The organism is Pseudomonas sp. RSB 5.4 (assembly GCF_037126175.1).
GTDB lineage: Bacteria > Pseudomonadota > Gammaproteobacteria > Pseudomonadales > Pseudomonadaceae > Aquipseudomonas > Aquipseudomonas fluorescens_H.
The window spans coordinates 1,641,161-1,661,359 of record NZ_CP146986.1 but is presented as its reverse complement, the minus strand read 5'-3'; the positions used below and the strand labels follow the sequence as shown (position 1 = coordinate 1,661,359).

The 20,199-nt window shown below is 58.7% G+C and carries 16 protein-coding genes; 14 read left to right on the top strand and 2 right to left on the bottom strand.

The window, feature by feature from the left end; translation table 11 throughout:
- Positions 1–223: 223 nt before the first annotated feature.
- The 4 genes from V9L13_RS07320 to pgm all read left to right on the top strand — a co-directional run bounded on the left by V9L13_RS07320 (position 224) and on the right by pgm (position 6,444).
- A complete protein-coding gene (locus V9L13_RS07320; protein ID WP_003225033.1) occupies positions 224–1,246 on the top strand; it encodes a zinc-dependent alcohol dehydrogenase family protein in 1,023 nt (340 codons plus the stop codon).
- Positions 1,247–1,791: 545 nt separating this feature from the next.
- Positions 1,792–3,252 (top strand): hypothetical protein, encoded by a 1,461-nt coding sequence (locus V9L13_RS07315; protein WP_338802035.1) that lies wholly within the window; start codon positions 1,792–1,794, stop codon positions 3,250–3,252.
- A gap of 48 nt (positions 3,253–3,300) precedes the next feature.
- Entirely contained in the window at positions 3,301–4,701 is a 1,401-nt protein-coding gene (locus V9L13_RS07310) for a PLP-dependent aminotransferase family protein (protein WP_338802034.1), read from the top strand.
- Between the two features lie 96 nt (positions 4,702–4,797).
- The gene (pgm, locus tag V9L13_RS07305; protein ID WP_338802033.1) at positions 4,798–6,444 is read left to right on the top strand and encodes a phosphoglucomutase (alpha-D-glucose-1,6-bisphosphate-dependent); all 1,647 of its coding nucleotides are present in this window, start codon (positions 4,798–4,800) and stop codon (positions 6,442–6,444) included.
- A 185-nt stretch (positions 6,445–6,629) separates the two neighbouring features.
- Here the strand turns inward: pgm and V9L13_RS07300 are convergent, their stop codons facing one another.
- Positions 6,630–7,325: a pirin family protein gene (locus V9L13_RS07300; protein WP_003225024.1), complete on the bottom strand. Its 696-nt coding sequence runs from the start codon at positions 7,323–7,325 to the stop codon at positions 6,630–6,632.
- A 279-nt stretch (positions 7,326–7,604) separates the two neighbouring features.
- Here V9L13_RS07300 and V9L13_RS07295 point away from each other — a divergent pair, with 279 nt between their 5' ends.
- A complete protein-coding gene (locus tag V9L13_RS07295; protein WP_338802032.1) occupies positions 7,605–10,079 on the top strand; it encodes a UvrD-helicase domain-containing protein in 2,475 nt (824 codons plus the stop codon).
- A 57-nt stretch (positions 10,080–10,136) separates the two neighbouring features.
- Here V9L13_RS07295 and V9L13_RS07290 read toward each other — a convergent pair whose 3' ends face one another.
- Entirely contained in the window at positions 10,137–10,409 is a 273-nt protein-coding gene (locus V9L13_RS07290; RefSeq protein WP_045122460.1) for a DUF1652 domain-containing protein, read from the bottom strand.
- 263 nt (positions 10,410–10,672) lie between these two features.
- On the opposite strand from V9L13_RS07290, the gene V9L13_RS07285 reads away from it, so the two are divergent.
- The 9 genes from V9L13_RS07285 (at position 10,673) to V9L13_RS07245 (ending at position 20,198) form a co-directional block, all read left to right on the top strand.
- Positions 10,673–11,488 (top strand): helix-turn-helix domain-containing protein, encoded by an 816-nt coding sequence (locus tag V9L13_RS07285; RefSeq protein WP_338802030.1) that lies wholly within the window; start codon positions 10,673–10,675, stop codon positions 11,486–11,488.
- A 52-nt stretch (positions 11,489–11,540) separates the two neighbouring features.
- A complete protein-coding gene (locus V9L13_RS07280) occupies positions 11,541–12,947 on the top strand; it encodes an FAD-dependent oxidoreductase (RefSeq protein ID WP_103483489.1) in 1,407 nt (468 codons plus the stop codon).
- A gap of 31 nt (positions 12,948–12,978) precedes the next feature.
- Complete coding sequence (locus V9L13_RS07275) at positions 12,979–13,323, top strand: cupin domain-containing protein (RefSeq protein WP_201137623.1); 345 nt, start codon at positions 12,979–12,981, stop codon at positions 13,321–13,323.
- 55 nt (positions 13,324–13,378) lie between these two features.
- Complete coding sequence (locus V9L13_RS07270; RefSeq protein WP_338802029.1) at positions 13,379–14,464, top strand: polyamine ABC transporter substrate-binding protein; 1,086 nt, start codon at positions 13,379–13,381, stop codon at positions 14,462–14,464.
- 460 nt (positions 14,465–14,924) lie between these two features.
- Positions 14,925–16,388 carry a serralysin family metalloprotease gene (locus tag V9L13_RS07265; RefSeq protein ID WP_338802028.1) on the top strand — a complete coding sequence of 488 codons (1,464 nt, stop codon included), beginning with the start codon at positions 14,925–14,927 and terminating at the stop codon, positions 16,386–16,388.
- Positions 16,389–16,481: 93 nt separating this feature from the next.
- Positions 16,482–16,904 carry an AprI/Inh family metalloprotease inhibitor gene (locus V9L13_RS07260; RefSeq protein ID WP_338802844.1) on the top strand — a complete coding sequence of 141 codons (423 nt, stop codon included), beginning with the start codon at positions 16,482–16,484 and terminating at the stop codon, positions 16,902–16,904.
- Positions 16,905–17,075: 171 nt separating this feature from the next.
- The gene (locus V9L13_RS07255) at positions 17,076–18,851 is read left to right on the top strand and encodes a type I secretion system permease/ATPase (protein WP_003225008.1); all 1,776 of its coding nucleotides are present in this window, start codon (positions 17,076–17,078) and stop codon (positions 18,849–18,851) included.
- On the top strand, positions 18,848–20,053 hold the full coding sequence (locus V9L13_RS07250) for an HlyD family type I secretion periplasmic adaptor subunit (protein WP_338802027.1): 1,206 nt from the start codon (positions 18,848–18,850) through the stop codon (positions 20,051–20,053). The genes V9L13_RS07255 and V9L13_RS07250 overlap by 4 nt, the downstream gene beginning before the upstream one ends.
- Positions 20,019–20,198: a hypothetical protein gene (locus V9L13_RS07245; RefSeq protein WP_338802026.1), complete on the top strand. Its 180-nt coding sequence runs from the start codon at positions 20,019–20,021 to the stop codon at positions 20,196–20,198. Before V9L13_RS07250 ends, V9L13_RS07245 begins: the two co-directional genes overlap by 35 nt.
- Position 20,199 lies beyond the last annotated feature (1 nt).

The window sequence follows — 20,199 nt, the reverse complement described above, 5'->3', positions numbered from 1 at the left end:
GAACAATGGCCGGCATGAATATTACGGGGAAAGGCTGGTACTCTGCACCGCTAAATTCAGCTTTACCGAGCCGGTTGCGGTATTTTTTTCATCGATTTTGCCAATGCCGTCCATACTGCGGAATCAATGACAGGCATGTCGACTATTAATAGCCACTGATAGTCTTGGGTCAAAAGCCCAGATAGAGTTCAGGGCATTAGAGGTTACTTTGACGAGGTTTGCGATGTCCCGCACGATCCGTTTTCACAAGTTTGGTCCGGCCGAGGTGCTCAAATGCGAAGAGCATGCGGCCGCTCAGCCAGGTCCCGGCGAAGTGCAGGTGCGTGTCGAAGCGATCGGCATCAGCTGGTACGACATTCTCTGGCGTCAGAACCTGGCCTCGTCCCAGGCGCGCTTGCCGTCCGGTCTCGGCCATGAAATGGCCGGTGTAGTGACCGCCGTCGGTGACGGTATCGGCGATCTGTCGGTTGGCGACAAGGTGGCCAGTTTCCCGGCGCAAAGTCCGAACGACTATCCGGTGTATGGCGAGCAGATCGTGCTGCCACGCACCGCGCTGACCCGCTATCCGGATGTGCTCAGCCCGGTAGAAGCCAGCGTGCATTACACACCGCTGTTGATCGCCTATTTTGCCTACGCCGATCTGGCACGGGTCAAACCCGGGCAGTTTGCCCTGGTCACTGACGCCAGCCATTGCGCCGGCCCGTCCTTTGTCCAGTTGGGCAAAGCCTTGGGTGTGCGGGTGATCGCGGCGACGAAAACCGCTGAAGAGCGCGAATACCTGCTGTCGCTGGGTGCCGAGAAAGTCATCGTCACCGAGGAAGAAGATCTGTTGATGCGCATCAACAAGATCACCGACAACCGTGGTGTCGACGTGGTATTCGATGGTCTCGGCGGCCCGCAGATGTCGTTGCTCGGCGATGTGCTCGCGCCACGTGGCAGCCTGGTTCTTTACGGTCTGCAGGGTGGTAACCAGACACCATTCCCGGCGTGTGCGGCGTTCCAGAAAAACATTCAGTTCTTCGTACACTGCATCGGTAACTTCACCGGTAAGCCCGAGCTGGGCATCACCCAGGACCACGTCGCCTTGCAGCGTGCCCTGCGTGACATCAACCAGCTCACCGCCGACCGCGTACTGCTGCCACTCAAGACTCGGGTCTTCCCGTTCAACGAGTTCGTCGAAGCACATCGCTACATGGACGAATGCCCATGCCGTGAACGGGTCGCCCTTCAGGTCGAACCTGCGTAACGCCCTCCAAACAGAGTCCGTGGCCCCACGGACTCTTGCGTTGTACCCCTCGCAAATAATCAGACATGCCGGACAGGGTGCGTGGCCTGTTGTGCATCTGAACCGGTTTTTGTCCGCTATCTGTATCTTCTAATCGGCATTTAAGCCCTGATAATTGAATGATTACTTTCATCTCAAGGAATGAGCCATGTCTGTGCATTCTGTTTTGTTTGCCGTGTTTAATATTTCCTCCTGTGGGCGATATACCGGTTTCTGTTTAATGGCTGTAGGTTATTTCCTATTGTCGTTCTGCTTTTCTTGTGCTCAATGTTCGTGGGACGCTGTAAGAAGTTTCCTCAGATATTTTTCACTCCGGAAAAACTCAATGGTGACGGGGGTTTACGTCACCTATAGTGGCGAAGATATCGACTTCCATGCGTCAAGTGTTTCAAATAACTTCAAAAGCATAAGTGTTAGTATTTGATCGTCTATTACTTATTGATGAATTTGTTGCGCCAGCTTCACTGCTGATGCGATATGAATTTTTTACGCCGGGTAAAGTACTGATGAGCACGATCCATGATCAGGCAATGAACTATGTCTATCAGCAAGTATTGCAGCGTCTGCTGAGCTTTTTTTCCAGAGCCGAACGCACAGCATTGCAATTGCTGATTCAGCGGCTGGTGGTCGCCGCGGGTGGAATGGAGCGTATGGGTGAATACAAGGTCATGGTGACACCGTCCGGTACCCGTGACAGTTGCTATACCCTGGCGTTGCTGCGCGCCGCTCAGCTGAGTATCGCTGGTCGAGCGCCGGCCACTTTTCAGTTGCGTGTGGCCACATTGCGCTGGAGCGGAGCGGGGGCGGCGCCCGGAAATATGCACCGCAGCTTCGCCGCCCTGTTTCTGTACGACGATCCCCGGGTCGAGTTGCTGATGGTGGATCATCGTCAGGTGTTGCCATTCAATCACCTGGCGCCACCCGACAAGGACAGTACGGAAGCCAATCGCACCAACCTTCTGATGATGGGGCATCGACGGGCCTCGGACGAAAGGCTTGAGTTGTGGGATGACGCATGCCTGGCCTGGGCGGAGTTTTGCGGCCAGATCGCCCGCTGGGGCAATGGTGTGGACGCTTGGGTTGCCAGCGAGTCGCCGCGTCGACAAAAGCAATTCATCGATAACCTCGATCGGGCGGTGCAAAAGGCGGGTCTCGGTGCGCTGCCGCCCAATGCCGGAACATTCGATGAGTTGTTCGCCTTGCTCGACGGATTGGGAGGGGATTTATATCGTGGTTTTTACGCTGAATCCGAGCGCCGCTGCTGGCGTCCGGAAGACGGGTTCGAGTCATGCCGTCGCACAACGTTTGTCGACATTCACGACATGGCGGTGGGCAACCTGGAAGAACGCTGGCCGCTGCTCAGCGAGTTTCTCGGGTTCCAGGCAGAGGAGTGGGTGTTCCACCAGGGCGAGGGCGAATACGCCGACCCGTTGATCGAGGCCCATTTGCGCGGCCTGGAGGCGGAATTCCTCGATGGCCGCAGCTATGAAACCGGGTTTTCCCAACATGTTCAGCACATGCTGGCGACCATGCAGCAGCAACGGGTGCCGGAACCGGTATGCGAGCAGATGATTGCCAGATTGGGGCAACAGCCGGCGCTGGATGAACTGCGTGAGGCCGCGGCGAACTGCATTCACGCGACCTACGGCTTGAATGAAACCCAATGGGTCTGCCTGTTGTTCACGCCGTTCATTGACCGTGGTGCCGGCCTCGAGCGGTTCCTGCGCCGTTGTCATCCCGGCATGTTGGTGGCGATGCCCGATTTGCATCGTGCCATGCAGGGGCTGCACGGCCCGGAGCAAGTGCTGCAATGGATGACGGATGTCAGTGGTTTGCCGGTCAGGCTAATCAGTCGTCTCTACGCCATGGAGTCATTGCCGGTGTGTGGCGCCGCCCCGCACGCAGCAGACGCCGCACACCAAACGGCTATCGACGCCAGCGTGGTTGAGCGATCAGCGGAACGTTGAGGTGAGCGCTCCATTCTTCGGCGCATCCGTGTCAACGGTATTGGGCTCATGAAGACTGCGCGGGAGCCCGGTTTTGCTTATCAGGCGGTCTATCGCTACCTGATGCGGCTGATAGCGGAGTCGGCCGGCGACGGCAACGCCAGGCTGCCGTCGTTGCGCCAGTTGGCCAATCGTCTGAACGTATCGATCTCGACCATTCAATACGCTTATTCGTTGCTGGAGAAGGAAGGCAGGATCTATTCAGTCACCAAGTCCGGGTACTACGCACGGGCGGTGGCGCAGGTTACGCAACCAGCGTTTGGCAATGATCTGCTCGAAACGGTCTACATCAATGCGCGGCGCCCGGGGATGCGATTGTTAAATGCTGAAGATCCGGTTTCACTCCAATCGCTGGACAGCCCGTTGCTGTTGATGGAGCGCGAACTGCTGCGCCAGTACCCCCGGCAGCCACTGCTGCTCGGCCAGCCCTGTGGTGACTCGGAGTTGCGCGCTGCGCTGGCGGCCCGCTACACCACCTCGCCGAGGCAATGCTGGCATGCCGAGGATGTCTACATCGGTGCGGATCTGCGCGGGGTACTGGAAATCCTCGTTGCCGTTCTGCAACTCAAACACGCAACCGTTCTGGTCGAGTCGCCGTGTGACTGGTTGATACTGCGGTTGCTGCAGGCGGCAGAGGTGCGCGTGATCGAGCTGCCGTTGCTGGCCTGTGGCGGGCTGGAGCCGCAACTTCTGGAAACACTGCTCAAGACTGAAAGCGTGCGGCTGATTCTCCTGTCGTCGGGCCTGAGCATGCCCCGTGGCACGCAGGTTCCTGCGGATAACCGCGACGTCATTGCCAGACTGCTCCGCGAGCATGGCACCTGGGTGCTGGAAAATGATTGTTATGGCGAGCTTGGCGAGGGAGTGGACGGCGAGCGCTTGCGTGATCGGCTGGATCCTGACCGGGTGTTGATCTTCTCCTCCTTCGAGAAAATCATTGGCATCGAAGCCCCTTACGGGTTCGTGTTATCGCGCCAATGGAAAAACGAAATGCTGCGGCATTTTCTGATGCGTTCGTTCCGACTGTCCCCGATCCGTCAGAAGGCCATTGCCCGACTGTTTGGAAACGGCCGGATCGACCAGCACCTGCATGTACTTCGCAGGCTCCTCAGGGAGTGTCGGACCCCGATGATTCACTTGCTGCGCGAGCGTTTGGGCGATGCACTTCAGGTCGTCGAACCGCAAGGCGGTGCGACCGTCTGGGTGCGGGCACTGCGTCCGGTGGACATGCGCGACGTGTTCCAGCGCCTGCTCCGACAACAGGTATTGATTGCGCCGGGCGAACTGTTCAGTTTGCAGGGGTTGCACCGTCGCCATCTGCGCCTGAACCTGCTGGATCATAGTGACAGCGGTTTGGCGGGGGCGATTGCACTGCTGAGCGATGCACTGCGGTTGGCACCTCTTGAATGAACGTTGAAATCTGTCGGATAGATCCCGTCGCGCTGTGGTCAAACTGCCAGTAAACTGCGCTGTATTTCCTGAACCACTCTATTTCAGAGGTTTTGCATGACTATCAGTCCTTTTGCGGGCAAACCGGCACCGACAGAATTGTTGGTCGACATCCCGCGACTGGTAACGGCTTATTACACCGGCCAACCGGACGCTTCGATTTCCACCCAGCGCGTGGCGTTTGGTACTTCCGGGCACCGCGGCAGCTCCTTCGACCTGAGTTTCAATGAGTGGCATGTTCTGGCAATCAGCCAGGCGATCTGCCTGTACCGCGAAGCCCAGGGCATCGATGGCCCGTTGTTTGTGGGCATTGATACTCACGCACTGTCGACCCCGGCCGGGGCCAGCGCGCTGGAAGTGCTGGCGGCCAACGGCGTGACCGTGATGATCGCCGAAGGTGACGAATACACGCCAACCCCGGCGATCTCGCACGCCATTCTCTGCTACAACCGTGGCCGCACTTCTGGCCTGGCGGATGGCATCGTGATTACGCCGTCGCACAACCCGCCGCAAAGCGGTGGCTACAAATACAACCCTACCAATGGCGGCCCGGCCGATACCCACATCACCAAGTGGATCGAAGCCAAGGCCAACGAACTGCTCGCCAACAAACTGGCCGGCGTCAAACGCATCAGCTACGAGCAGGCGCTCAAGGCCAGCACCACTCACCGTCACGACTACCTCAACACTTACGTCGCTGACCTGATCAACGTGATCGACTTCGATGCCATTCGTGACGCCAAGCTGCGTCTGGGTGTCGATCCGCTGGGCGGAGCAGGGGTGCGCTACTGGTCGGCGATTGCCGAGCATTACCGTCTTGATCTGGACGTGGTGAACAAGCAGGTCGATCCGACTTTCCGTTTCATGACGGTCGATTGGGACGGGCAGATCCGCATGGATCCATCGTCCAGCCATGCCATGCAAGGTTTGATTGGTCTCAAGGAACGTTACGACGTGGCCTTCGCCTGCGACCCGGATCACGACCGTCATGGCATCGTCACCCCTTCGGGTGGTCTGCTGGCGCCGAACAACTACCTGGCGGTGTCCATCGACTACCTGTTCCAGAACCGTCCGCAATGGCGCGCCGATGCCGCCGTGGGTAAAACCGTGGTCAGCAGCGGTCTGATCGATCGCGTGGCCAAGCGTCTGGGGCGTCGTCTGTACGAAGTACCGGTCGGTTTCAAATGGTTTGCCGATGGCCTGTTTGACGGCTCGTTGGGTTTTGGTGGCGAGGAGAGTGCTGGCGCTTCGTTCCTGCGCAAGGATGGCGGCGTTTGGAGCACCGACAAGGACGGTTTGATTCCGGCGTTGTTGGCGGCTGAAATGACCGCCCGTACCGGCCGTGATCCAAGCCAGGCCTATCGCGCCCTGACCGATGAACTGGGCGAACCGTTCTCGGTGCGCGTCGATGCCAAGGCCAACCCTGAGCAGAAAGCGCTGCTGAGCAAGCTTTCGCCGGAGCAAGTAACTTCGACCGAGCTGGCAGGCGAGAAGATTCAGAGCATTCTCAGCCACGCGCCGGGCAACGATCAGGCCATTGGTGGCCTGAAGGTGATGACCGAAAACGGCTGGTTCGCCGCGCGTCCTTCGGGTACTGAAGACATCTACAAGATCTACGCCGAAAGCTTCATTGGCGACGATCACCTCAAGCAACTGGTGGCCGAAGCGCAAACGCTGGTGGATGGCGCAATCAGCACCCAGTGATCTTCAGGGAGGTGAGTTCTTTCTGTGGTGAGGGGATTCATCCCCGATGGACTGCGTAGCCGTCCGCTCCAACGGTAAAGAAGGGCCGCTTCGCGGCCAATCGGGGATGAATCCCCTCGCCACAAAGGTTACAAAAAAGGGGCGACCATGACGGTCGCCCCTTTTTTCGCCTGCAGTTCAGGCCATCAAGCCAGATCCACCAACACGATTTCGCTGTCTTCGAGCGCGGTCACGGTCAGCACCGACTCATGTTCCACAGCAACACCGTCTCGAGCTTGCGCACGCAAGCCATTGACTTCAATCAAACCGGTGGCAGGCACTAGGTAGGCTCGGCGTCCGGCATCCAGACGATATTCAGCCGTTTCCCCAGCCTTGATATTCGCCGCGACCAGCCGCGCATCGGCGCGAATACGCAGGCTCTGGTCGTCACCGTCCTTGCCGCTGGCCAGGGTCACGAACCCTTCGCGCTGGCCTTTGGGGAACGGTTTGGCACCCCACGATGGTGGCGCACCGGTTTCGGTTGGAAGAATCCAGATCTGGAAAATCCGCGTTTCCTGGTCTTCCAGGTTGTACTCGCTGTGAGCGATGCCCGTACCGGCGCTCATGACCTGTACGTCGCCAGCCTCGGTACGGCCCTTGTTGCCAAGGTTGTCCTGGTGGGTAATCGCACCTTCACGAACGTAAGTGATGATTTCCATGTCGCGGTGCGGGTGTTGTGGGAACCCGGTGCCGGCGGCGATCACATCATCGTTCCACACCCGCAGATTGCCCCAGTTCATGCGCTGCGGGTCGTAGTATTCGGCGAACGAAAAGTGGTGATGGGCATCCAACCAGCCGTGATGAGCGCCGCCCAGCGTGTTGAAAGGTCTGAGTTCAAGCATGATCGTCTCCTCAAAAGGTTCGTCATGGGGCGCAACGCCAGAGCCACGAAGCGAGACCGTTGGTTAATGACGGGCATCATCCTTCAGTCAATCATCGAGAAAAAGCGTAAAAAGTGCGGCATTCTCATCGAATCTATTGATGGGAAGCAGGCTCGAAACGATCTCACCCAACTTTCAGTTCATCGCCTAAACCAATGACCTGTAAGCATTTCGCTAGAACTCATGGGCAAATAAAGACACCATAGCCCCCAACAGCCTCACACACTGGAGCCCATCAGCGTGGCGCAACACACTCCCGATCTTCCTCCCGAACTTCGTCCGTTGGCCGAGATGCCTTGGTTCAAACGTCTGGCCGCGCGTTTCTTCGGCCATGGCCTGACGCGTTTGCGCGCCCAGCACCGTGCCTCTTGGCTGCACGGTCAGGCTGACGGGTTTCGCAGCGGGCACACCGCGGGTGTGGAGTACGGTTTCAAAGAAGGAAAACTCGAAGGGCTGGAGGAAGGTCGCCAGGTCCTGCTGATTCGTGACAGCCGCAGCACCGAGCATCGTCCGCCGAGCGTCGACAACCATCTGTTCGATGATTGGCGTCTGCCACTCAGCGCCGAACTGAAAAAACGCATGAAGGCCGATGTGGCACGCCTGCTGCCCGAGCACGCCCAGCCAAGCGTCGCGCAATGGAAGATGATTTTCAGTGATACACCCTCAAGCTCGGTGATTGCCGGGGCCGGTGCGGGTAAATCGACGACGCTGGTGCTGCGTATTCTGTTGCTCACGCATTATCTGGGCTTTGAACTCGACTCGATGACCGTGGTGACCTTCACGCGCGAATCACGTAAGGATTTCATCAATAAACTGATCGAGATGTTCGCGCTCTGGGGCCAGAAATTGAGTCTGAAACAGGCGCGGGAACTGGTGCGGACCTTTCACTCGCGCATTCTGCCGATGGTTCGCAGCCTGCCGGGCTTCGAGCGCTTGCAGGCTTTTGAAAATCTCAGCAATCGACCACAAGGGGCTGATGAGGACGTCGACAGCAACCCGTTCGATCTGCGGATCAACGATGCCCAGCGCCAGCAGCTCAACGCCTGCTACCACCGGTTATTCAATGAAGACGAGCGTTTTCGCTCGTTGATTCAGCCGTTGGCCAAGGCTGCCTTGCAGCTCAAGGAGCTGGAGCGCGACCACCCGGACGTACAGAAGCGCATGGCGGTGACCGAACTGGCGTCCAAACGCGACGAAGAACTGTGCGACGCCATCGAAGACCTGTGGTTTCGCGCCGGTGCCTGGCCGATCAAAGGCATTGAGCCCAACCGGCAAACGTTCGAGATCAACGGTTCGATCTTTCATTGTCATGGCTACATCCCCAGCCTCGATGCCTGGGTGGTGCTCGGCTTCGATCCACAGGAAAACCCGCAGATCTGCCGGCCCAACGCCAAGCTCAGCGTGCGCGCCGAGTGGGCTGTAAAACGCACCCTGTTTCAAGCTTTCTGTCGTAAGCCATTGATTTGGCTTGATAGTTATGAAATGTCAAAGCGAGTTCTGTCGACGTTGGCTGGCGATGCGAGCGCGGGACCCGGGTTCGATTACAAGGTCAAAGGTGAGCTGGTCTCAGCGCCGCTTCTGGACTGTTTTGTCGCGGCGGCCGGTTTCATCGAAAACCTCGGGCTGGATGTGCCGGACGCTGTCGGTCGTATGAGTTTTGCCAAGGATGATCCGGATCGGTTTTTCTTCGAGGCGCTGAGCCTGTTCTGGCGTGCCCTGGAAGATCATTTGCTCGATCAGAAGCCGCCGGTGATGACCTACAACCGGATGTTCGCGCTGTTCAGCGAGCATTCGCCGGAAAATCTCAAGCTGCTGAGTGATGAGCTGCTGCGGCCCATGTCGCACTTGATGATCGACGAGTTTCAGGACGTATCGCCGCAAATCGTCTCGTGGATCCGCGCCAGCCTTGCGGAAATCCGCAGTCGTGGCCCGGCCATGCATGTCGGGCGGGGCGCACAGCGTTCGTCGTTGCTGTGCGTGGGTGACGACTGGCAGTCGATCTACGGCTGGCGGGGCAGTTCGCCGAGTTACTTCATGGAGTTCAACAAGGAATTCTCGTCGCCGAGCACCACGCGGGTGATGCTCAGTGACAATTACCGCAGCCATCAGCACATCATCGATGCCGCCGAACACATCGTCCGCGCCGCGCCGGCAATTCCGGGCAAGAAGGCCAAGGCCAGTGGCGCAGCCAAGGCATTGCAGCCGGTGAATGTCCTGGAGCGCGATGATCAGGCTTTGGGTCAGCGCCTGGCCGAACACTACAGTCGCGGCGATTCAATCTTGATGCTTTATCGAAAAAGTAGTGATAAGTCATTGATAGAGCAGCATATACAGCCTGTAGTTAATGTGGATTCGAGCTTGCCGTACGAGGCTCGACGCCTGAAACAACTGACCTATCACAGCGCCAAAGGTCTGCAAGCCGACGCCGTGTTCCTGCTCGGTGATTGCCAGCACCTGACCAGTTCGCCGTACAAGAATCAGGTGTACCGCATGGCCGGGCTGGGCAAGGCCGGCGACAGCGAGCCTTATGACACGGCGCAAAAGGACGAGATCCTGCGTCTGGCTTATGTCGGCATCACTCGGGCGGTCAGCCATTGCTATTGGTACGTTGAACCGCAGGACAACCAGGCAGTAAACATGCCGAGGGCGTCCGATCGGGTTGCGCAGGGCAAGGCGTTCTTTGTCGATCACCGCTCACAAGCAAAAGCCGGGTAACCGCCGCGCACAAAAAAGCCCGCCTTTACGGCGGGCTTTTTTACTTAAAACAACAAGTTATGCGTAACTCCTGAAAGATTCCGGAGGAATGAATGCCTCCAGCTCATCCTCTACCGCCTCGATAATGCGCTCGACATCGGCCGCGTTCATCACCGTGGCACATGGAATGCCGGCGATAGCGATCATGGTTTCACCGCTGGCACGATCAAACAGACGGGCAATCATGCTGCCCGGTGCATCCATCGTTGCTTCGAAACCCATGGGATGAAAGTGCCAGCGCATCAGTTGGCACGCGTTGGGAAAGGTGACTTTGCTCGAAGCTTTATTCATGTGTTGCCCGCCTTCTTCATCGAGCGCTTCCTTTTGCTCATGTTAGGTGGGAAGAGTCTTCATTGGCTCAACCGTTCAGTGACATTAAAAGTAGCATCCGGATGTGAAATCTCTGTGAGATTTTTCAGTTCATTTTGCGATTGCTTCGCGTTTTTTGATGTAAGTCACGCTCTGGTCAGTGATCGCCAAAAGGCCACTACGGTTTGCTCGTTGATCGTTTTCATGAAGTTGGGCAAGCTCGACTCTTTTGCATCGAGCCATTTATGCACGCCGACGATGACGGCCCCGAACAGACCCCGGCCACGGCTGCCACGGTCATGCGCTACCACCTGAGCTGGAAACACCGCGATCTGGACAGCGTCATGGCGCTGTATCACCCGGACGTCCAGTACAACGATTTCTTTCAGAACCGGGTGTTGAGCCTCGACGAGCTGCGCGAGTACGTGCGCGTCAGCATGCCGCGAGAATCCGACGAAGCGCTGGAACATTGCGACCGGATCCGCGTGGACGGCAATACCGCGTTCATTCAATACGAAGTGACCTTGCGCGGCGGTGACGGTCTGGTGTCGTTCCGCTCCAGTGAAGCGATCACGGTCAAGGACGGGTTGATCTGGCGGGTCAACGAATACGCCTCACTGGTTCGGACACAAACCAACGGCGCTGCCACGCCCAGTCAGCGTCCGGCGGTGAGTCGCCTGGGCCTTTCGCCGCGCCAGATCAGTTTCATGGCTGAAGACCTGCAGCAGTACTTCGAACGCCAGCAACCCTATCTTGATCCCGAACTGGACCTGCAACGGGTGGCGAAGGAGTGCGGCTACAGCCGCAACCAGATTTCCTATCTGCTCAATCAGGTGTTGGGCCAGAGCTTCTATCGCTACGTCAACCAGGCACGCTTGCAGCACTTGCTCAAGTCACTGGATCAGGCCACGCCGCCGCTGCGTATCGACGAGCTGGCGTTTGCGGCCGGTTTCAATTCGCTGTCGGCGTTCTACAGCTGTTTCCGCCAACACACCGGTCAGTCACCGAAGGCCTACGCCAAACAAATTTCTTTGCGGGCACGCGCGCAAGACAGCCGTTGAAGTCACCCACTAGGATCGGCGCCATCGAAGGTTTTCAGTGGCGGAGTCTTGCATGCCGGCGTGGCGCACTATCAGTTTGTGGATGGATCAACTCGACGAGCCGCTTACCGCGCGGCCAGCGCTGGAGCGGGATCTGGATGTCGACGTGGCAATCATCGGCGCCGGTTATACCGGGCTGTGGACCGCGTACTACCTGAAAAAACTCGCTCCCGGTCTGGATATCGCCATCGTCGAGGCGCAAACCGCCGGTTTCGGGGCGTCCGGGCGCAATGGCGGCTGGCTGATGGGCAACCTGCTGGGCGAGGATCGACTGCTTGCCGGGCTCTCGCCACAACAACGCCGCGCTTCGTTCGATCTGCTGCACAGCATCCCCGATGAAGTGGAAGTTGTGCTCGAACGTGAGGGCATCGACTGCGATTACCGCAAAGGCGGGGTGCTGTACTGCGCCGCACGCTATCCGGAGCAGGAAACCAGCCTGCGTGAATACCTCGACAAACTGCATGCCCAAGGCCTGACCGACAACGATTATCGCTGGCTCAGCCCCGAGCAACTGGCGCAACAGATTCGCGTGGCAAAACCCTACGGCGGGATTTATGCGCCGCATGTGGCGACCATTCACCCGGCGAAACTGGTGCGCGGTCTGGCGCGCACCGTGCAGAACATGGGCGTGAAGATCTACGAAAACAGCCCGGTCACGCACTGGCAGTCCGGCAGTTTGCGCACGGCCAAGGCCAGTGTGCGCAGTCGCTGGATCGTGCCAGCCGTCGAAGGTTATTCGGTGACGTTGCCGCCGCTGGGCCGCTATCAGTTGCCGGTGCAAAGCCTGATTGTCGCCACCGAACCGTTGTCGGCAGCGACCTGGGATGAAATCGGCCTCAACCGTGGCCAGGCCTTCAGCGAGTTCAGCCGCCAGGTCACCTACGGCCAGCGCAGTGCCGATAACCGCCTGATCTTCGGCGCCCGCGGCGGTTACCAGTTCGCCGGCAAGCTACGCCACAACTTCGATCTGACCCGTGATGAAGTAGAGCTGCGCCGCTATCTGTTCGGCGAACTGTTCCCGCAGCTGAAAAACGTACAGATCACCCACGCCTGGGGCGGCAACCTCGGCATGTCGCGGCATTTCAAGCCGCACATGCTCTGCGATCGCGCCAATGGCATCGCGCTGTCCGGCGGTTATGGCGGGGAGGGTGTCGGTGCCAGCAACCTCGGCGGCCGAACGTTGGCCGATCTGATTCTCGAGCGTGACACCGAACTGGTGCATCAGCCGTGGGTGCTGCCGGATGGCGGGATACATGCGCTGCGCGCCTGGGAACCGGAGCCGTGCCGCTGGCTTGGCTATAACGCGATCATCAAAAGTTTTGTCCACGAAGACCAGACCCTGGCCAACCCGGCCACTGCACCGTGGCGGCGCAAGCTTGCCAGCCAGGTCGCGGGCTTCATGGAAGGGTTCATGCACTAACCGCCGTTTTCTTCAAAAGACAGGTCCCCCCATGAGCATTACGCAGTTCAAGAACACCGCCACTCTGCAACTGGACGAGTCCAACCCGGTCGCCGTGCCCCTCGGCGAGCCGGTCGCCATTGCCTCGACCACCAGCGTCGAACGCGACGACGGCGTCGAAACCGGCGTCTGGGAATGCACCCCGGGGCGCTGGCGCCGGCAGATCACCGCGCAGGAATTCTGCCATTTCATTTCTGGCCGCTGCACGTTCACCCCGGACGACGGCGGCGCAACCCTGCACATACAAGGTGGCGACGCACTGATGTTGCCGGCCAACACGCTCGGCGTCTGGGATATCCAGGAGACCGTGCGCAAGACCTACGTGCTGATTTTCTGATTGTTTGATCCTTTGATTGCCTGCCAACAAAAATAGCCACTACAGGAATCACCTCATGATCCAGAAAACCCTCGCTCTGGCGCCGCTGCTGCTGGCCGCCTCCATCAGCCATGCCGCCGAAACGGTGAAAATTTACAACTGGTCGGACTACATCGCGCCGGACACCACGAAAAGCTTCCAGAAAGATACCGGCATCGGCGTCACCTATGACGTCTACGACAGCAACGAGACCCTCGACGGCAAGTTGATGACCGGCAAATCCGGTTATGACGTGGTGTTCCCGTCCAACCACTTCATGGCCCGGCAGATCCAGGGCGGGGCGCTGAAGAAGCTCGACAAGAGCCAGTTGCCGAACTGGAAGAACCTCAACCCGGTGTTGCTCAAGGCTTTGCAGGTCAACGATCCGAACAACGAGCACGGCTTTCCGTACCTGTGGGGCAGCACGGGTATCGGCTACAACATCGCCAAGGTCAAAGCGGTGCTTGGAGACAACGCTCCAGTGGACTCCTGGGACCTGATCTTCAAGCCCGAATACATGGAAAAACTGCAGAAGTGCGGTGTGGCGATCCTCGATAACGGCCCGGAACTGCTGCCGGCGGCGCTCAACTATCTGGGCTTGCCGCCCCACAGCAAGAACCCCGAGGACTACAAGAAAGCTGAAGCGCTGCTGATGAAAGTGCGGCCGTATGTCAGCTACTTCCATTCCTCGAAATACACCAGTGACCTGGCCAACGGTGACATCTGCGTGGCGGTCGGCTTCTCCGGCGACATCCTGCAAGCGGAAAACCGCGCCAAGGAAGCGAAGAACGGCATCGACATCGGTTACGCGATTCCCAAGGAAGGCGCGGCGATCTGGTTCGACATGGTGGCCATGCCGGCCGATGCGCCGGACGAGAAGGCCGGTTACGCGTTCATGAACTACCTGCTGCGACCGGACGTGATGGCCGGCATCAGCAATTACGTGCACTACGCCAACGGCAACGAGCAGGCTGACAGTCTGATCGACCCCGCTATCAAGAGCGACACCAAGGTCTATCCGAGCCCGGAGATGATGGGCAAGCTGTTCGCGCTGGAAGCGATGCCGCTGAACATCGACCGGATTCGTACGCGGGTGTGGAACAAGATTCGAACGGGTAGCTGATTCACTTCATTCCTGTGGGAGCGGGCTTGCTCGCGAATGCGTCCGTTCAGTCAGCAATTATGTTGATTGATAAGCCGCATTCGCGAGCAAGCCCGCTCCCACAATGTGTTTTCAGCGCAGCATTTTATTTGATATCAATACACTGGCATCGCACTAATAGAGTGCAGGAAAGTGAGACGCGTCTAACAAAAAACAACTTACCAATATTTAATATTTAAATAGAAAATCGTCAGACAATTGGGCGTGGTGATGCCCGGTAAAACAATCTTTCGACCCCGCAGGCTTTGTTTTCGGCAGTTTTACGCAACAGTTCAATTTGATCTCAAAAAAACGCTAGACGACAGATTTCAAATTGTGTCAGGTTTCTTACGCCTTCATTGGGCGAGTGATAGGACGATCTCGCCAGGGATTGTCGCTATCTGACAAAAACTGTTCCATTGCTAAACAAGGAAGTGTGTTTATGTCGAAAGTAAAAGCTAACGCTATTGATACCACCGCAGATACATTCGTACCTGTCGGCGCAGCGCAGTCTCTGGCTGCATCCAGCTCCGCCTGGAACCAGATCAATAGCTTCAGCCATCAGTACGATCGTGGCGGCAACCTCACGGTCAATGGCAAACCCTCCTTCTCGGTGGATCAAGCCGCTACTCAACTGTTGCGAGACGGTGCTTCCTGGCACGATCTCGACAACAGCGGCAAGATCGAACTGACTTACACCTTTCTGACCGCCAAAACCGCCAACTTCAGCGGCTTGGGCGTCACCGGTTTCAGTCAGTTCAGTGCCCTGCAAAAAGCTCAGGCCGTGCTCGCCATGCAATCCTGGGCTGACGTTGCCAATGTCACGTTTACCGAGGCTGCCAAAGGTGGCGACGGTCACATGACATTCGGTAACTACAGCGGTGGCCAGGAAGGTGCGGCGGCGTTTGCTTTCCTGCCAGGCACCGAGCCTGGTTATGACGGTCAATCCTGGTACCTGACCGGCAGTGGCTACGACGTCAACAAAACCCCGGGGGTGAACAATTACGGGCGTCAGACCCTGACGCACGAAATCGGTCACACATTGGGGCTGTCTCACCCTGGCGACTATAACGCCGGCGAAGGCAACCCGACCTACAAGGATGCTTCCTACGGTCAGGACACCCGCGGCTACAGCCTCATGAGCTACTGGAGCGAAAGCAACACCGCCCAGAACTTCAGCAAGGGCGGTGTGGAAGCCTATGCCTCCGGCCCGCTGATGGATGACATTGCGGCGATCCAGAAGCTGTACGGCGCCAATATGAGCACCCGTGCCGGTGACACCACCTACGGCTTCAACTCCAACGCCGGTCGTGATTTCCTCAGCGCCTCGTCGTCGAGCGACAAGCTGGTGTTCTCGGTGTGGGACGCGGGCGGCAAGGACACCTTCGACTTCTCGGGTTTCACCCAGAACCAGAAGATCAACCTCAATGAAGCCTCGTTCTCCGACGTTGGTGGCATGGTGGGTAACGTGTCCATCGCCAAGGGCGTGACCATCGAAAACGCCATCGGCGGTTCGGGCAACGACCTGCTGATCGGTAACAGTGCGTCCAACGAGCTGAAGGGTGGTGCCGGCAACGACATCATCTACGGCGCCGGTGGTGCGGACAAACTGTGGGGCGGCGCAGGTTCGGACACTTTCGTGTTCGCGGCCAGTTCCGATTCCAAGCCGGGTGCCATCGATCAGATCCTCGATTTCGTCAGCGGTCTGGACAAAATCGACCTGAGCGCTATCACCGGCGGTTCCGGCCTGCACTTCGTCAACAGCTTCACCGGTGCAGCCGGCGACGCGATCCTGACTTCGTCGGGCGGCAACAGCCTGTTGTCGGTGGACTTCTCCGGGCACGGCGTGGCGGACTTCCAAGTCAGCACCGTTGGCCAGGCAGCGACCAGCGACATCGTGGCGTGATGTGAAACGGGAAAGCGGCGCTCAATGCGCCGCTTTCTTTACTTGCATCGTCCTGGCCGCTGGGCAAGGCTACGTGCCGGAGCGAATATTCTCATGATCTATAAAGCTTTTACCTACAAGGCAATGGCGTGGCTTTCGGCGGCGTTCATCATGATTTCTGGAGAAACAACCATGGCAAGCAGCCTCAGACTCGAAGATCCATCGGTTTTTGCCGGGCAATGGCAGGCGACGTTGAGCGCCAACAATGATGCGCCCGAGGCGCAAAAGCTGCAGGACAAGCCTTCGAACACTTGTGCCCTCGAGTTGCAAGCCAATCAGACCGTTGGCAAGGGCGCTGAATGCCTGGGCGAATGGCTGGAGGATTCGCCCATCGGCTGGTTTCCGGAACCCGACGGAATTTCTGTGACCGGCAAGGAAGGTTCAAGAATCGTGTTTTTCAGCCGACAACGTGACGGGCTCTATTCCAGTACTTTGAAGTCGGGCCTGATTGTTACACTTCAACGCGCGGCGAAATAAACACTCAACTAAGCCAGATTGAATATAAGGCAGTGCTTTAACGTTATAAGTGATCGTGGCAGTTGTTGTTGAATTGTAAACGGGTACTTGCAAAACATCTTCGCAGGTAAGCGGAACATTAATTGAGCGCTCGCCGAAGTCTGGCGGGATCTATCATTTCAGGAAGAATCAATGAAGATGGCGAAGGCCCCAGCCACCGCTCCCTTATTCAAGGCTTTGGGTGACTATAAAGGCATTCTGATCAGCGTCGGGTGCTTTACTGCACTGATTAACGTGCTGATGCTGGTGCCCTCGATTTATATGCTGCAGGTCTACGACCGCGTACTGTCTTCGCAGAACGAAACCACCCTGGCGATGCTGTCCTTGATGGTCGTTGGATTCTTTGCGTTCATCGGCATGCTGGAGGTGGTGCGCAGCTTCATCGTGATCCGCATCGGCAGCCAACTGGAGCGCCGCTTCAACCTGCGGGTCTATCAGGCGGCGTTCGAGCGCAACCTGTTCAAGGGCGAGGGGAATGCCGGGCAATCTCTGGGCGACCTGACCCATATTCGCCAATTCGTCACCGGGCCGGCGCTGTTTGCGTTTTTCGACGCACCTTGGTTCCCGGTCTATCTGTTCGTCATCTACCTGTTCAACGTCTGGCTGGGCGTGCTCGCCACCGCTGGGGCGCTGCTGCTGATCGCGCTGGCGTGCCTCAACGAATACATGACCAAGAAGCCGCTGGGCGAAGCCGCCGGTTACTCGCAGAAGTCCAGCCAACTGGCGACCAGCCACCTGCATAACGCCGAAACCATTCAGGCCATGGGCATGCTTGGCGCGTTGCGCAAGCGCTGGTTTGGTGTGCATTCGCGCTTCCTTGGCCTGCAGAATCAGGCCAGCGACACTGGCGCGGTAATCAGCTCGATCAGTAAAACCCTGCGTCTGTGTCTGCAATCGCTGGTGCTCGGCCTGGGTGCGTTGCTGGTGATCAAGGGCGACATGACCGCCGGGATGATGATCGCCGGTTCGATCCTGATGGGCCGCGTGCTGAGCCCCATCGATCAGTTGATCGCCGTGTGGAAACAGTGGAGCGGGGCGAAGCTGGCCTATCGTCGTCTGGACTCATTGCTGCAGGCGTTTCCGCCGAGCGATGACGCCATGGCGTTGCCGGCGCCGAAAGGCCAGATTGCCTTTGAGCAAGTCAGTGCCGGCCCTCCGGGGCAGCGCGCGGCGACCCTGCAGATGGTCAACTTCAGCATCGGCGCGGGCGAAGTGCTGGGCGTGCTCGGCGCCTCTGGTTCCGGCAAGTCGACCCTGGCCCGGGTGCTGGTCGGCGTGTGGCCGACCCTTGGCGGGACTGTGCGCCTGGACGGTGCGGACATCCATCGCTGGAACCGCGATGAACTCGGTCCATACATCGGCTACCTGCCACAGGACATCGAACTGTTCAGCGGCAGCATCGCCGAAAACATTGCCCGTTTCAGCGAAGCCAACCCGGAAAAAGTCGTGGCCGCCGCGCAACAGGCCGGTGTCCACGAGATGATTCTGCGTATGCCCCAAGGCTACGACACGCAACTGGGCGAGGACGGCAGCGGCCTGTCCGGTGGTCAGAAGCAGCGCGTCGCTCTGGCTCGGGCCATGTATGGCGATCCGAGTCTGGTCGTGCTCGATGAGCCGAACTCCAACCTCGACACCGTTGGCGAAGCCGCGCTGGCCAGCGCCATCGCCCAGCTCAAGGCCAAGGGCACCACCGTGGTGCTGGTCACGCACCGCTCTTCGGTACTGGCCCAGGCCGACAAGTTGCTGGTGCTCAACGATGGTCGTTTGCAGGCGTTCGGCAACAGTCAGGATGTCCTCAAGGCGCTGTCCGGCGCCCAGGAACAACAACGGGAAAAATCTGCGCAGGCACCGGGCGGGCTCAGCATGAGCCGGCAGTACCAGCCCACGACAAGGAATTCGGGTGTATGAGCAGCGCCAGCATGAACACTGAAAACGAAGCCTCCATGGAACACGCGTACGTCACCGAGCGCCCGGAGCGCGATGCGAAATTCTTCGCGCGCATGGGCTGGATTCTGGCCATCGTCGGCGCCGGCAGCTTCTTCACCTGGGCCGCACTGGCGCCGCTGGACCAAGGCATTCCGGTGCAGGGCACCGTGGTGGTGTCGGGCAAGCGCAAGGCTGTGCAGTCGATGAGCAGCGGCGTGGTCAGCCGGATTCTGGTACGTGAAGGCGAAATCGTGAAGCAGGGGCAACCGTTGTTCCGCCTCGATCAGACCCAGGTCGCCGCCGACGTGCAGTCGCTGCAGGCGCAATACCGCATGGCGTGGGCCAGCCTCGCGCGCTGGCAGGCCGAACGCGACAACCTCAAAGAAATCACCTTTCCCGCCGAGCTGAGCAACGACCCGGACCCGCGTCTGGCACTGGTGCTGGAAGGCCAGCGTCAACTGTTCAGCAGCCGCCGCGAAGCGTTCTACCGCGAGCAGGCCGGCCTGCGCGCCAGCATCGAAGGCGCCACCGCGCAACTGGCGGGCATGCGACGCGCGCGCACCGACCTCAATGCCCAGGCCGATTCGCTGCAACAGCAACTGAGCAACCTGCAACCGCTGGCGGACAACGGCTACATCCCGCGCAACCGTTTGATGGAGTACCAGCGGCAGCTGTCGCAAGTGCAGCAGCAACTGGCGGAAAACACCGGTGAAAGCGGCCGGGTCGAGCAGGGCATTCTCGAGTCGCGCCTGAAGTTGCAACAGCATGGCGAGGAATACCAGAAGGAAGTGCGCACGCAACTGGCCGACGCGCAGCTGAAAAGCGTGACCCTGTCCGAGCAACTGACTTCTGCCGGTTTCGACCTGCAACACAGCGAGATCCTTGCCACCGCCGATGGTGTGGCGGTCAACCTCGGCGTGCACACCGAAGGCGCCGTGGTGCGTCAGGGCGAAACCCTGCTGGAGATCGTCCCGCAAGGCACCACCCTGGAAGTCGAAGGGCACTTGCCGATCAACCTGATCGACAAGGTCGGCACGCATCTGCCGGTCGATATCCTCTTCACCGCGTTCAACCAGAGCAAGACCCCGCGTGTGCCGGGTGAGGTCAGTTCTGATTTCCGCCGACCAGATGGTCGACGAGAAAACCGGCGTGCCGTACTACGTGTTGCGCAGCAGTGTCAGTGACCAGGCCATGGAGAAGCTTCACGGTCTGGTGATCAAGCCCGGTATGCCGGCGGAAATGTTCGTGCGCACTGGCGAACGCTCACTGCTCAACTACCTGTTCAAACCGCTGCTCGATCGGGCCGGCTCCGCGTTGACCGAAGAATAAG